The sequence below is a fragment of the Ruegeria sp. HKCCA0370 genome (genome assembly GCF_013033705.1).
Taxonomy (GTDB): domain Bacteria; phylum Pseudomonadota; class Alphaproteobacteria; order Rhodobacterales; family Rhodobacteraceae; genus Ruegeria.
Genome location: NZ_WQEP01000021.1, coordinates 1 through 14,642, shown reverse-complemented (window position 1 = coordinate 14,642; position 14,642 = coordinate 1). Strand labels below are relative to the sequence as shown.

The window sequence follows — 14,642 nt, the reverse complement described above, 5'->3', positions numbered from 1 at the left end:
TCGGAGCCCGTTTGCCAAGGCGCCGGTCACCCAATCAGTGGACGACTTTTGCTCCGCCCCATGGCCGGTTTTTACGCTGCCGTTGACAGACAGCCAGAGTTTTCCCCGGTCTGAGGCGCGGTTTGGTGCGGCCCTGCGTAGGGTTCAGCCGGTTCTGTGGCGACAGGGTGTAAACATCGCGTTCAGTCGGGAGGGTAAAGCGGGGATGCGGGTGATAGAATTAACAAACCATTGAAAATTCACGCGGCAACGAATGCTCAAGCGCTCGACCTGAACAGTCGAGCGCTTTTAGACTTCTAAGGGCCCATATGTAAATTCTCAACATCGCTTTAGTCCGCCATGCGGACATTAACGATCATAATATCTTGGTAACTCACAACCAATCCGGGTGCCTCTGTCTTCAGCAACCGTACAATTGAATCAAAACGCTTTGGCGGAGACGTTTCACGTTCTATCTTTTCAACGCGACTAGTCAACTCATACCGATCAAGAAGGTAATCAAGATCTAACTTAGACACGTGGTTTAATTTGCGATCCAGTTCCCTAACAAATCGGATTGAAAAAGAAATCAAAGTGGAGATATCTTTGAGCGTCGGCCGACCTTTCTCAAAATGATCCAGTAATCTATCAACATCTAGGGAAGCAAAGTTAGATTTGATTGTAGCTTTTTGTTTTCTCAGTCGATTTTCTTGTTTGGCGGTTAGTTTGGCACTGGAACGTTTGTGAACTATACGGTTTCGCCAGTGGATTGTTAAGCAAGCTCCCACATGTAAAAAATCGTCCTCTCCTAAGAGAAATTCAGCCACGTCGGTAGTTTTCTCTGCGCTGGTTGTTTTTCCGGACCATCGTTCTCTTACAACTGTGAGCCGTTTGAAATTTGAAATGGTTGCGATATATTCCTTTAGGGCTCCACACACCTTTTGCATAGTGGCTTCAACCGCAAAGCGGCGAGCTTTTCTTGCCGCTGCATTTTGGTCATCGGGGTTCCACGAAATCTTCAAACCGGCTGGCTTCTTGTAGCCATTCTCTACGGCATCTAAACCAACCACAATTGTGTTCAGATAGGCCACTGCTTCGCCGACTTCGCCAAGAAAAAATCTGAGTGGTTGCGTCGCAGCCGAAAAATTGGTGACGCCATCGGGACTCGAACCCGCGCTTCCTGCTTTCAAAGTATAATCCTCTAATCGGCAGGCGTGCTACCATTACACTATGACGCCTCGAGAAGATTGATACATAAGCGCTTGATTTCAGGTCAATATCAAAAACGGTTCAAGGTCTTCTTCTCAGAGTCTTTAGGCTGACGGTGCTGACAGCACTGACGGTGAATGTTGGAGAGGTTTTGTTATGGGAGAGATTCGGGAGCTTGGGACGCGGAACTGGTTGCAACATCGTCGCTGTTCTTTGCAGTGTGGCTGCTCACCGGTGTAGCACCGTGGTGAGATGCCCTAAACGCAAAAAGCGCCCCTTGGGGCGCTAAATGTTTGATATCTGACTGGTATTTTTTTGGTTGCGGGAGCAGGATTTGAACCTGCGACCTTCAGGTTATGAGATAGCTTACGCCCACCTGCACCAATTACGCTGGAAAGCGCCGTTCTACTCTATCTTATTGGAATCGTTGTTTTATTGTTGACGATCGCATCACTCCATTCCTACCTCTTACGCCATGAACCGCTTCCAGTTGCTTCCACAATGCTTCCACGGGGCGATGACAGGTAAAGGAATGAGCATGCCGAAACTGACCAAGCGCGCCGTAGAAGCCCTGCCCGTTGAGGCGAAGGATTACTTTGTTTGGGATAGTCAGATTGCCGGGTTTGGTGTCCGCGTCATGCCCTCCGGTGCCAAAACCTATCAGGCGCAATATCGCAAAGGTGGAAGAACACGGCGCGTTTCCATCGGTCGACATGGCAAGATCACAGTCGACGAGGCACGGAAGCTGGCAAAGGAAGTCATGGGCCAAGTGGCAAAAGGTGAGAACCCTGCCGAAGAGATTTCCCAACATCGCCGCGCGCCAACGGTCGCGGCTCTGTGTGAACGGTTCTTTGAAACGCACGTCAGAGAACGCTGCAAGCCTTCTACCCAAGGGGAGTATCGCAGGGCAATCGACCTGTTCATTGTTCCAGCAATTGGCAGCTTCAAAGTAGTTGACGTGGAACGGAAAGACATTGCCGAACTGCACCACAAATTCCGGGACAAACCCTATCAGGCGAACCGAACACTGGGCGTATTGTCCAAGATGTTCAATCTGGCGGAAATCTGGGGCTTGCGACCTGACGGTTCAAACCCCTGTCGCCATGTCCCGAAATACCGCGAAGAAAAGCGGGAACGGTTTCTGAGCCAAGATGAGCTTCAACGGCTTGGACAGGTCTTGGCAGACGCGGAACTTGACGGATCAGAGTCGCCGTTTGTGGTTGCCGCGTTCCGATTGCTGATCCTAACCGGCTGTCGCCTTGGTGAAATTCAGACCTTGCAATGGTCCTTCATCACAGACGTTGGAATGGAGCTTCCAGATTCCAAAACAGGTGCGCGGCGCATTCCCCTGCCCCAAGCCGCCAGAGCGGTCCTGAGCACCCTCCCACAGCTTCCTGACAATCCTTACGTTATTGCCGGGGCAGTTCCCGGACACTACGTCACTGATCTGCAAAAACCTTGGCGGCGTATTCGTAAGCTGGCTGGTCTGCATGATGTCCGCATTCACGACTTGCGCCACACCTACGCATCAAACGCCGTATCTTCAGGTATGCCGATCCAGATGGTTGGCCGGTTGCTGGGTCACAGTCAAATTCAGACCACCATGCGGTATGCGCATCTGGCGGATGATCCGGTACGACGGGCGGCGGAAGAAAACGCGACCCGGCTCGACGCATTGGTGGGAATGCCAAACGTCGCCCGCAGGTTGCGTTTAGCAGTTTAGGCATGGCACCGCTCTACGTAAGGTTACGTTACATAGGGATCAGAGTATGCATTACCTTATGTATGGATTGCCCCATCCCTACGTAACAAAATCTACCAACCAAGGTGAAGTTCAGTACAGCAGCACAGAGCCCTTACCGGACTTTCGTCAACACCCAGAGTCTCGCTTGTGCAACAAGTCTCAAACGTCGCATTCCAGACATTCGCATCCCGGCGTCTGATGGCTTCTTCGCGGACTGAGCCGTTTTAGCTACATTGCAGCAAGTTTGGTCGGAGTGAACGACTGGTTGGCGGAATCAGTTTCGGTCTTGGTCAGCGGATCGAGGGTTTCAATTGGGACTCAAATCAGACATTGCAACTTCCAACTAGTGCGAAGCTTTAGATATTTGAATCCGATAGTAAGTGTTAGCTCGGCCTATCCAGAAGATTGGTGCAAGCTTGGCCGTACATTGCGGAATCGGTGTGATTAATCAAATTTGAGCCTGAAAATGCTGGGGCTTTCTATTCAGAGTAATCCGTAAACTGGACACAGTTGATTTCAAAGTGCTGCCTTGACGGACGCAATTACTGTGGCGATGATTAAAATATGTGCATTTTGAGAACATTCTTTCTTTCTATTGTGTGCATCCTGGTGACTTCTGGATTGCTCTACGCAGAAAGTGGGATCGTAAAATCTTTTGCAGGTTGTGCAGGTCGCTTCTCGGCTGAAATGGAACACGCGTGGCTTTTGAACGATCCAAAAGCTCAGGATTATGAACTGCGGCGCGGTAGGTTTATCTCGTTGCTGGAAGCGACTACGACAGCAAATAATGCCGAATTTGTCCTAGGCCACAGGGTGAATTCCAAACACGCCCACGCACGTTTGCTGCAAACCGCAACCTTTACTTCTGATGAAGTGAAAGCAAGTGCGGCGCGCCGAGCTGCCAAGCAGTACTTGGATCAATGCAATCTGTTGATCTTGGGCGGCGCTTAAAGACCGCTTCGCTGCGCCGCCGCATTTTTAAGCGCGACGTGCTGCATTGCCGCGAAATTGGGCAATACCCTCAATCAATCCAAGAACTCGGGCTATGAGACTCTAAGAGCTGCAAAGAACTGTCCTAGCACTATGGAGTGCCGCAAGACGGCTTGGAACATGTGCGAAGGTGCCCGGCCTAGGAACCTGAAGACGCCCTCGCACACCGCAATTATGCGTGGGGGGTATATGGGACGTTTCGGCGCCCCGAACAACCCTGCTGCGCGTCGCATAAAAGGAAATGCTGATGCACACCAAAATTCTCACCACAACCGCCGCAGTCCTGTTGGCCAGTTCATTGCCTGCACTGGCTGATTGCCCGATCAAGGTTGGCGTCCTTCATTCGTTGTCCGGTACCATGGCCATTTCGGAAACCACGCTGAAAGACACGATGGAAATGCTAGTCGAACAGCAAAACGAAGCGGGTGGTCTTCTGGGGTGTGAGCTTGAAGCCGTCGTTGTAGACCCGGCCTCGGACTGGCCACTGTTTGCCGAAAAGGCGCGTGAGTTGCTCACAGTCCACGAGGTTGACGTGATCTTTGGCAACTGGACATCGGTTTCCCGCAAATCCGTCCTGCCGGTGATCGAAGAACTGAACGGCCTGCTGTTCTATCCGGTTCAGTATGAGGGTGAAGAGAGCTCGAAAAACGTGTTCTACACAGGTGCTGCGCCGAACCAGCAGGCGATCCCAGCCACGGATTACTTCCTGGATGAGCTGGAAGTTGAGAAATTCGCGCTGCTGGGAACCGACTACGTCTATCCGCGGACCACGAACAATATCCTTGAAAGTTACCTGAAGCAGAAGGGCATCGCGGAAGAGGACATTTTCGTCAACTACACGCCGTTCGGTCATTCGGACTGGTCCAAGATCGTGGCCGACGTGGTTGCACTTGGCGCGGATGGCAAGAAAGTCGGCGTGATTTCGACAATCAATGGCGACGCGAACGTCGGGTTCTACAAGGAACTTGCTGCTGCGGGCATCTCGGCTGATGACATTCCGGTTGTCGCATTCTCGGTCGGTGAGGAAGAGTTGGCCGGTCTGGATACCACCAACCTCGTCGGTCACCTGGCGGCCTGGAACTATTTCCAGTCGGCCGAAAGCGATGCGAACGAAGCATGGGTTGAAGCTTGGAAAGCCCGAATGGGTGAGGACCGTGTGACCAATGACCCGATGGAGGCCCACTATATCGGCTTCAACATGTGGGTGAACGCGGCGACGGCTGCCGACACCACCGATGTCGATGCCGTTCGGACCGCCATGTACGGTCAGGAATTCCCGAACCTGACAGGCGGCACCGCTGTGATGCTGCCCAACCACCATCTGGCCAAGCCGGTCCTGATCGGTGAAATCCAGGAAGACGGTCAGTTCGACATCATCAGCCAGACCGAAGAAGTTCCGGGCGACGCCTGGACCGACTATCTGCCTGAGTCCGCTGTTCTCGTGTCGGATTGGAAAGAGCTGGGTTGCGGGATGTACAACACCGAAACCGAGAGCTGCGTACAGATCAAGTCCAACTACTAAGGTCTTAACCTGAATTCCTCGGGGCGCGCGAGTTGTGCCCCGAGGCTCAATACAAAGGTCTTCCTAAATGACGCTTCCGTTCAGGCGGGCAGTGCTTGCCCTGCTGGTCCTTGTGGCCCCTACCCTTTTGCAAGCGCAATCCGCAGACGCCCCGGTGCAGCAGATATTGCAGTCTCACGCGGAGGTGATCCAGAAATCCTCTCGCAAGACGATTGGCCCTGCGATCGACGCGCTGGCGCAAAGTGGGCTGCCGGAAGCGCAGACCGTTCTGGAGCGTTGGCAGGCCAAGGACATGTGGTTCAACAAAGAAACCGGTCTTTTTGTCTTTGCCTCAAAGGCTGACGGTGGGTTGCAAGTCTTCGATGTATCTGACGGGGCCGAGATCGGGGTTGTCGAGAAAAAGAAATACAAACAACTCAAGCCCAATTCTGGCATTCGCGGGTTGATCGCGTCTGCTCTGGTGCAGTTTCAGTTGAACGACCCCAATCCAAGGACACGCGTCGCTGCTTTGACAGCGATTGAGCGAGACGCCGAAGCGTCGCACCTGTCTGCCCTGCGGGGTTCCAACGAGGCTGAACAAGACGCCAACCTCAAGGCGCGCAAAGACCGGTTGGAACGCTTGCTCACCATTCGCTTTGATGAGGATGAGGCCGCGAGGCTTGCTGCAATCGACAGCTTTGCCGGCGATCTGGGTGTTGATGTCAGGGCAACGCTCAATCCTTTGGTTTCATCCGAAATCAAGGTCGCAGATGAAATCACGGACGGTGCGGTTGGCATTGAGGTCGGATCGGACGATCTGACGCAGGACCAGGCCTATGACCTGCTTGTCGCAAACGGGTTGGCCCCGGAGCCGGTGGATGCAGCAGCGGTAAAGCAAGCCCTGATCGCCAACATAAACGGCGATACTGTTGCGGGTGTACAAGTGGCGAGCCTTGACGAGGACGTCGCCCGAGAGGCCGCGTATCAGGTGTTGGCCCAGCAAGGTCTTGCGACCCCGCTGGTGACACAGGAAGATATTGCCGAAGCTGTTCAAAAACATAAGTTTTTCAAGGTTTACGTCTCAGCCCCCTTGCCCATCGCTCTTGCTGCACAGGCGGCTTTGGACAACATTGAAACGCAAGTTGCTTTGAACCAGACAGCGGATCTGGTGCTGGACGCGCTGTCTTTGGCCTCGATCTATTTCCTTGCGGCGATCGGTCTTGCGATCACCTTCGGAGTCATGGGCGTGATCAATATGGCGCATGGTGAGTTCATCATGATGGGCGCCTACACCGGCTATGTGGTGCAGTTGTTCATTCCTGACCTGACGCTTTCGATCCTTGTGGCCATTCCCTGCGCGTTTCTGGTGACCTTCGGGGCCGGTGTTCTACTGGAGCGGCTGGTCATTCGGTGGCTGTATCACCGGCCGCTAGAGACGCTGCTGGCAACCTTCGGCGTTTCCATTGCCTTGCAGCAACTGGCCAAGAACATCTTTGGCACGCAGGCGCGTCCTCTGACTGCTCCGGCATGGTTGGACGGGTCGATGGTGCTGAACGACATCGTCTCGATCAGCTATATCCGCATCGCGATCTTCGTTCTGGCGTTGATGTTTCTGGCCCTGTTCCTTATCGTCATGAACCGAACCCGGGTGGGGCTTGAGGTGAGAGCGGTCACTCAAAACCCCCGCATGGCGTCCTCCATGGGTATTAACCCGGACCGGATCAACATGCTGACATTCGGCCTGGGCTCAGGCATCGCGGGCATCGCCGGCGTGGCCATCGGGCTTTATGCCAAAGTCACTTCCGAGATGGGCTCTGACTACATTGTGCAAAGCTTTATGACAGTTGTCGTTGGCGGTGTTGGCAACATCTGGGGCACGCTGCTGGGTGCGACGATGGTCGGAACGCTGCAAAAGGGGATCGAGTGGCTCAACCCGTCCAATACGCTGGCGGCGCAGACGTACATGATCCTTTTCATCATCCTGTTCATTCAATTCCGACCGCGCGGTATCATCGCGCTCAAAGGTCGGGCGGCGGAAGCGTGATATGGTTGACATGACTTCTACAGCCAAGCCTGTACGCAAGCCGCTGGTGCTGCGCTATCCCTCTGTCGCGATCTTTCTGATCATCCTGTCCCTGTTTACGGTTATCATTACTGTTTTGGGCGAAGGGTTTGGCATCGGGCTGATTTCCACCAGCTTTATCAAAACTTTGGGCAAAACGCTGTGCCTGTGTCTTGCTGCACTGGCGATGGATCTGGTGTGGGGATACACAGGTATCCTGTCGCTGGGGCACATGGCATTTTTTGGCATTGGCGGCTACGCCATCGGCATGTGGCTGATGTACGCCCGGACCGAGATTATCGTGGTCGACAGCCTCGCGGCGTCTGCATTGCCGCCGACGGTCCAGGAAATATCGGATGGCATTGCCGCTCAGATTTTCGGCGTTGTCGGTGCGTCCGAGTTTCCCCCGATCTGGGCTTTTGCACATTCCTTACCGCTACAACTGGCTGCGGTGGTGTTGGTACCCGGTCTGCTGGCGCTTGTTTTTGGGTGGTTGGCGTTTCGCAGTCGGGTGACCGGGGTTTACCTGTCGATCCTGACGCAGGCGATGACGCTGGCGCTGTCCCTTTACCTGTTCCAGAACGACAGTGGGCTGCGCGGGAATAACGGCTTGTCGGGGCTGCAGAACCTGCCGGGTCTGGACTCGGTGCCGCAATCAACGGTTTCGATCCTGTTCTTTTGGGCGTCCGCCCTAGCGCTTGGCCTTGGCTACCTTGTCTGCGCATGGGTGGTGTCCGGCAAATTCGGATCGGTCATTCGCGCCATCCGAGACGATGAAAGCCGCGTTCGGTTCCTTGGATACTCAGTCGAGGCCTACAAGCTTTTCATCTTCACCTTCACCGCCGTGATCTGCGGTATCGCGGGCGCTTTGTACTATCCGCAAGCGGGCATCATTAACCCGGCCGAAATTGCGCCCATCGCGTCAATCTACCTGGCCGTTTGGGTGGCAATCGGCGGACGCGGACGGCTGTACGGAGCGGTGATCGGTGCGGCCTTTGTCTCGTTGCTGTCGACATGGTTTACAGGCGGGCAAACCCCCGACATCTCGCTAGAGTTCTATACGATCCAATGGGTCGATTGGTGGACCATCCTGCTTGGTTTCTCGTTTGTTGCGGTCACGCTGTTCGCGCCCCGCGGCATAGGGGGACTGATCGACAAGCTTACAGAACGCCGCGCACCGGATCGACATGGGGCCGACCTGGGACCAGACCTTGGGTCGTTGCGCGAAAAGGAGGCGAATGAATGAGCACGCTGCTCGAAGTCTCTGGCGTTTCCGTATCCTTCGACGGGTTCAAGGCCATCAACAACCTGACGTTCCAAATCGGTCCGGCCGAAATGCGCGCTGTCATCGGCCCGAACGGGGCGGGAAAGACGACGTTCATGGACATCATCACGGGCAAGACCAAGCCGGAAGATGGTCATGTTCTGTGGGGTGAGAAATCTGTCTCACTACTGTCGATGAGCGAAAGCCAGATCGCGCAGGCCGGAGTGGGAAGAAAGTTCCAGCGACCAACTGTGTTCGAAGACCAAAGCATCCGCGAAAACCTGATGCTTGCCCTGAAAAACAAACGCGGGCCGTTGGCTGTGCTGCGGTTCCGGGCGCGTCAGGAAGATCATGAGAAAGTCGCAACGCTGGCCGAGGAAATCGGACTGCAGAGCGCCTTGGGCCGCAAGGCGGGTGAACTTAGCCACGGGCAAAAGCAATGGCTCGAGATCGGGATGCTGCTGGCTCAGGACCCACAATTGCTGCTGGTCGATGAGCCTGCGGCCGGGATGACCCCGGCAGAGCGCAAGCATACGACCGACATTCTTGTCGAAGCGGCCAAAACCCGGGCCGTCGTTGTTGTCGAACACGATTTGGAGTTTGTCCGTCGCCTGAACTGCAAAGTCACCGTGCTGCACGAGGGTTCGGTCCTGGCCGAAGGATCGTTGGACCATGTCACCCGGAACGAGAAAGTAATCGAGGTTTATCTTGGCCGCTGACCTTCTGAACATCTCTGATTTGACTCTGCACTATGGCGGCAGCCAGATCTTGAACGGCGTCGACATCACCGCGCGTCAGGGTCAGGTGACCTGCGTGATGGGTACAAACGGCGTCGGAAAAACAAGCCTTTTGAAAGCGATATCCGGCACGCATCCCCGCAGCGGTGGCGACTATGTGCTAACCGGCGAAGAGATCGGCAACACCACATCCTTCGAGCTGGCCAGAAAAGGCGTGGCTTACGTTCCGCAAGGGCGCGAGATTTTCCCGTTTTTGACGGTGCGCGAAAACCTCGAAACCGGCTTTGCCTGCCTGCCCCGCAGCGATCACACCATCCCCGACTATATCTTTGACCTTTTCCCGATCCTCAAAGAGTTCCTGTCGCGGCGCGGAGGCGACCTGTCTGGTGGTCAACAGCAGCAACTTGCCATTGCACGTGCGTTGATCACAAAGCCAAAACTCTTGCTGTTGGACGAGCCGACCGAGGGCATTCAACCCAACATCATCAAGCAGATTGGCGAAGTCATTCGTCTGCTGCGTGATCAGGGTGAAATGGCCATAATCTTGGTCGAGCAGTTCTTTGAGTTTGCTTATTCGTTAGGCGATGAATTCTTGGTTCTCGAGCGAGGCACCCCTCTTCTACGCGGCTCCAAATGCCAAATTGGCAAAGAACAACTAAGGTCCGCAGTATCTGTTTAACGGCATTGTAGTGGTTCACTTCTGCTCTGCCATGCCCGACGCACCGGATTTAACAATTCGGACTTATGCTCATACCGTCTCGTAGCTCACTTAGCTGCATAGAATGCCGATTACTTGCAGTTTTTTGTTTTCCGATGTTCGTGGATCAGGGGCATTTGGGGCTCGCTGCCAACTTTCTCTGCGGTGAGCATGAACAAGTCATATGAGCCCATTGCGGTCATTGCACGGACTCCAACCGTTCGCTAGCGTAGCAGGTCGATCACAGCCCGAAGGAGACATTCGATTTCGGCCTCATGTGACGGGTCAGCAGGACAAAACCGACCATCACTATCACTCTCTGCCAAACATAAGAAAACTAAGCTTGAACGATAAGTAACATGCGAACACAATGTACGGGTATTTTGTGTGGATTCAGGAAATCTGATGTATCCTATTAGCAAGGGTTATGGCGAGGTCATCACCCGTCTAGATGCCTTAAGCAATAACGGTCATCACGCGGAAGCACTTCTCGCTTCCGTATTCGCAATGGAAAAGACCGTTCGAAGGTCGCTTCGATACTGCATGCTGAATAGGGGCTTCACGTCGGTCCAATGTGATAAGCTACTTGAACGCAAAGGATTCAAAGACATGACGGGGTATTGGCCTGTATTTGACAAGGAGCATCGGTCATTGCCGGATTTTATTGGGCAGAATACATGGCAGCATGTTCCCAAAGCGGTGAAAATGCGCAATGACATGGTCCACGGAGCTAGAGTTTTCAATTTAACTGAATGTCGTGACGCCACTTTGGAAGTTAGGCGAGCATTGGACGTACTCAGGAACCAATCAATTGCTGAGTTAAGTTGCGACCCTTGGTCTACTTTGCCCTCTAAACGAAAATCGTCGCTTCCGTGGCTTGCAATCGACCAACCGAAAACACCATCAAAATAGCCACGCATTCGGGGCTCCATCATTACAACGCAGCAATATGAAAAAATAGTTAAAGGTTCAGCGGGAGAGTTATCAAAACAATGGGCACGGAGCCGACATCTGAAGGTTTTAATGTCCCTGCCCTTTTGCTGAACTTGACCCCAAGGTGCCCGTCTATAGTCTGAGTGAAATGACCGAATGTCGACTGCGAGCTCAGATCGCCGTTGGTAGTGCAGGAAATACACCTCGGAAGTACCGTTTCGTTGAGTTGCCGTTTGATAATTCAAGGTACTTCGTTACTGTGGCTCATGGAAAAACAAGACTACTCCAAACTAGATCAAGAAATCTTAGTTCTCGCAGCCGTTTGGGATTTAATTGGTGCGATGGTGCATTACGGCCATTTTTTTAAGGATAGCGACCCCAATTCCACACAGTTAGATAGATTTACCACCAGCGAAGCAAAGGACTTATTCTTAGTAATACTGTCGGACTTTTTGGCGCACCCTCGCGACGGCACATTTTGTCTGAAGAAACCGAACGTCGCCGGAGGCATGAAGGACACTCATCTAGCCTATCTTGATCGGGTAGTGAACAACCCAAGCTTTGGCGGTGATTGTGGTGCGCTGGCCGATGCAATCGCTTCGTTCTCGAATTGGCTAGATGGCGACGCCGTAATTGAAGACGCCCACTTTCCGACAATCGAGTGGAATGGAAAATTTTTTGTCAGGCGAAAAGATTATCTCAAGATTTGCGGCAATGCGACTAAGCATGGTTTTATGCGACTAAATCGGACCGTAAAACAGATCAAAAGTATATTTGCCAGAAATGGTAAGGTAATAGATGACGGGCAAAGCTATATTGTCATCCCGGATTTCATTGAACGGTTTCGCGACGATGTATTCTTGGCATCGGCAGGACGAGTGGCGTGGCATTTGAACGAAATCCGCTGGGGTATTTATGACTATTTATCATACGAGTTTCGACGCGCACACGTGCTGAAGAAAGCCGTACGCGGTACTCAGATGTACACGTACGACACTCCACCTGAATTATCCGATCCATTCATAAAATCAATCTACTGGGACCTCATGAATGAAATGAGATCGCCTCCCTTTGTTCCGCGTTTCTCCGCCGATCCGATTCTTTTCGACTTATATTAACTGCACGATCAAGGTTCGCCAATTTCAGAATATTCATTCGGTCAAAGAACACAGACCAATATGCCCTCTTTTAGCTCGTCCAGCCGAGCTTCGACCCCTTGATGGGTCCATCGCCAATGCAACAAGAATGTCGATGTCCCATCGCAAGTGGCGAAGTTTTGTGGTACACTGAAGTAATGCAGTGTTTACGATGTACTCTCTAGAAATGGGGCTCAGGGGAACAAAGTCTTTAAGATTAAGGGGCTAATCACTTTAGGAGGCGGTTAGTGGATTATGAGGGGTTAATTTTTTTAGCGGTTCTTTTAGCAGCTATTGTTGGTTCTGTCTTCGCTGTCGTAAAATCCAGTTGGTTAAGGACGGTTATTGTAAAAGCTTTAACTACCGTTTGCGTAACTGCTCTTTCCGTTTTGATTGGGGGGGTCTTTGGTGTCCCTGTTGAGGCATCAGTTGGCGGAGGCATCGCTTTGTCGGCAGTGACCATTGTCCTTTCTAGTGTTGAATAGTGGCAAATCGCAGGCTGTTGACCGAAGTCCCAACAACCGCTCGTTGCCATTTCGCAAAGGCAATCCTTGTTCGGATTTGATAATATCTTTGGCTGATTAGTCTTTGGAATCGGTTGTACTAAGTTAATTTTCGAACGGCGAAATGAATTTTCGCGATAATTTGAGGTACTTACTGAAAACATAATTGGAGAACTAAGATGCGACTTTCTGTGCTTTTCTTCGCTACACTGTTTTTTTGCTGGCCGGTTATTGCTTTGTCCGAACATGACACACTAAATTCGTATCGATGCGCCTCCGGTGAAGTTGATAGATTTGGAAACGACATCTCAGATGCAGAGTTGTTCGACGGGCAATGTTTACCTTCTAGAACGACCCATTTCGATCAAGATGGGCGGGTTGCAATGTACATAAGATGCCGAGCTGTAAAGGGAGGAGGAGATGAGTACACGGGCAACTGTTGTGATCACCTTAGAGATGCAGATAGCTATCAATTCAAAGTTTGCAAAGGTGCAACAGAACCTCAGTCTGGTTTAGGGCTAATGCTCCAGGTTTACAAGATCATCGGCCCTACCAGATGGGTATGCGAAGAAGTGGACTGTCAAAAAATCGGTCGAATGATGGGAGTACCATGGCTTTGAGCCCGCAACTGTCGACAGACAAACTTTCATAACCCGTTTTCTGCGCATAACTGCCATTTATTAGGATTCATGCCACTACTGCAGCGAACGGCAGTTTGGTGGCCTAAATGCTCAAACCCTCGGAGGTCGAACATTCACTATCTTACGTTACATAGGGACTGCACGCGCATTACGTTACATAGAGGGTTGATCCTGCCGCATTCGATTTCTACCCATGTATCATCACGAGATCGTCTTCCAGAGGCGGCACACAGCACCGCAACCCACGAGCAGGCCGAGACCACCAGAATGAATTACTTTGAACTTTGGAAGCAATCCCATTGGCTTTCCGCTTCCGCAGAAGCGTTTGCTAAGCATTTCTACAAAGATGAGTGGGTCGAAGCGCAGAATTTGCGGGGGGACAAACACTTTCTTCAAGTTTTTTGCGAAGCACTGGTGGAGGCGAGTCCAGAAGTTGATGACGGATTTGATCGTGTCAAAATCGGTGCTCAAAAACTGAGCGCGGTCAGCGCGCCTCAGTTTGAGCTAAAAAGTCGTGCCACGGATGAAATCGTAAAATTGCTAAGAAAGGGCGTTTACCGCGCCTATGGTTTCGACAGGCCACGGACTCTTGACTTAGAGCCGGTTCAAATCCCGCGAGAGGCTTGGAACGAACGCTCTGTCTTTGAAAAGAACGAAGTGCACTATCAATCCTTACGTTTCATTGGCGTTCGAGTGCGCATGATGAGAGCGGAGAATGATCCGCTTTTGAAAGCACAGCCCTGCCCTGTTCCCGCGAAAGCCGGACGTCCAACCGTAGCGCCTGCTATCGAAATGGCATTTCATGCGCTCAACAAGATGGGGGAAATTGACTTGTCAGCGTCACAAATGTCTCACTACCCCAAGGTCAGGGAGTGGCTCGAAAAGAACGGCGCTGACCTTCCAGTACCGGCAAATAAGATCAGCTCCGAAACGATCAGGAGAATTATATCACCTCTTTTCAAAGAGTTAAGAGGAGCCAAAAAACAATAAATTCGGGTGGGATTTATTGGTATTTTTTGTGGTTGGTAGGTAATCCAAGTCTAGAGCATCAGCAACTCAACACGGAGTAAACGATGCTCACCAACGAACCTGCAAACGACAACAACCGCCCGGCCACGGATTATCTCGATGGCTTTATCGACGAAAGCAAAGCCGCTGACTTCCTGTGCCAGAGCGTGCGCACCATCCAGAAATGGCGCGTGACGGGGTTCGGCCCGAAATTCTACAAGTCGGGTCGGTCTGTCCG

At 52.3% G+C, this 14,642-nt stretch carries 11 protein-coding genes, 1 tRNA gene and 1 pseudogene; 11 read left to right on the top strand and 2 right to left on the bottom strand.

Annotation, left to right across the window (positions count from 1 at the left end):
* Positions 1–235: pseudogene (locus tag GOW31_RS21915) on the top strand (hypothetical protein); the annotation flags it as partial.
* Between the two features lie 94 nt (positions 236–329).
* Here the strand turns inward: GOW31_RS21915 and GOW31_RS21590 are convergent.
* The gene (locus GOW31_RS21590) at positions 330–1,169 is read right to left on the bottom strand and encodes a hypothetical protein (RefSeq protein ID WP_171172763.1); all 840 of its coding nucleotides are present in this window, start codon (positions 1,167–1,169) and stop codon (positions 330–332) included.
* A tRNA-OTHER gene (locus tag GOW31_RS21585) sits at positions 1,127–1,217 on the bottom strand. The genes GOW31_RS21590 and GOW31_RS21585 overlap by 43 nt, the downstream gene beginning before the upstream one ends.
* Before the next feature lie 509 nt (positions 1,218–1,726).
* On the opposite strand from GOW31_RS21585, the gene GOW31_RS21580 reads away from it, so the two are divergent.
* The 10 genes from GOW31_RS21580 (at position 1,727) to GOW31_RS21535 (ending at position 14,386) form a co-directional block, all read left to right on the top strand.
* Positions 1,727–2,911, top strand: coding sequence for a site-specific integrase (locus GOW31_RS21580; RefSeq protein ID WP_171172765.1), 1,185 nt, complete (start codon positions 1,727–1,729; stop codon positions 2,909–2,911).
* 585 nt (positions 2,912–3,496) lie between these two features.
* Positions 3,497–3,883, top strand: a complete 387-nt coding sequence (locus tag GOW31_RS21575) for a hypothetical protein (protein ID WP_171116855.1) — start codon at positions 3,497–3,499, stop codon at positions 3,881–3,883.
* 286 nt (positions 3,884–4,169) lie between these two features.
* Complete coding sequence (gene urtA, locus GOW31_RS21570; RefSeq protein WP_171116857.1) at positions 4,170–5,444, top strand: urea ABC transporter substrate-binding protein; 1,275 nt, start codon at positions 4,170–4,172, stop codon at positions 5,442–5,444.
* Positions 5,445–5,511: 67 nt separating this feature from the next.
* Complete coding sequence (urtB, locus tag GOW31_RS21565) at positions 5,512–7,467, top strand: urea ABC transporter permease subunit UrtB (protein WP_171172762.1); 1,956 nt, start codon at positions 5,512–5,514, stop codon at positions 7,465–7,467.
* Positions 7,468–7,477: 10 nt separating this feature from the next.
* A complete protein-coding gene (gene urtC, locus GOW31_RS21560; RefSeq protein WP_171172764.1) occupies positions 7,478–8,731 on the top strand; it encodes an urea ABC transporter permease subunit UrtC in 1,254 nt (417 codons plus the stop codon).
* Positions 8,728–9,468: an urea ABC transporter ATP-binding protein UrtD gene (gene urtD / locus GOW31_RS21555; RefSeq protein WP_171116861.1), complete on the top strand. Its 741-nt coding sequence runs from the start codon at positions 8,728–8,730 to the stop codon at positions 9,466–9,468. The genes urtC and urtD overlap by 4 nt, the downstream gene beginning before the upstream one ends.
* The gene (gene urtE / locus GOW31_RS21550) at positions 9,458–10,165 is read left to right on the top strand and encodes an urea ABC transporter ATP-binding subunit UrtE (RefSeq protein ID WP_171116863.1); all 708 of its coding nucleotides are present in this window, start codon (positions 9,458–9,460) and stop codon (positions 10,163–10,165) included. The genes urtD and urtE overlap by 11 nt, the downstream gene beginning before the upstream one ends.
* Positions 10,166–11,382: 1,217 nt before the next feature.
* Positions 11,383–12,234 carry a hypothetical protein gene (locus GOW31_RS21545; RefSeq protein ID WP_171172761.1) on the top strand — a complete coding sequence of 284 codons (852 nt, stop codon included), beginning with the start codon at positions 11,383–11,385 and terminating at the stop codon, positions 12,232–12,234.
* Between the two features lie 266 nt (positions 12,235–12,500).
* Complete coding sequence (locus GOW31_RS21540; RefSeq protein ID WP_171172760.1) at positions 12,501–12,737, top strand: hypothetical protein; 237 nt, start codon at positions 12,501–12,503, stop codon at positions 12,735–12,737.
* 926 nt (positions 12,738–13,663) lie between these two features.
* The gene (locus GOW31_RS21535) at positions 13,664–14,386 is read left to right on the top strand and encodes a hypothetical protein (protein WP_171172759.1); all 723 of its coding nucleotides are present in this window, start codon (positions 13,664–13,666) and stop codon (positions 14,384–14,386) included.
* Positions 14,387–14,642: the final 256 nt, after the last annotated feature.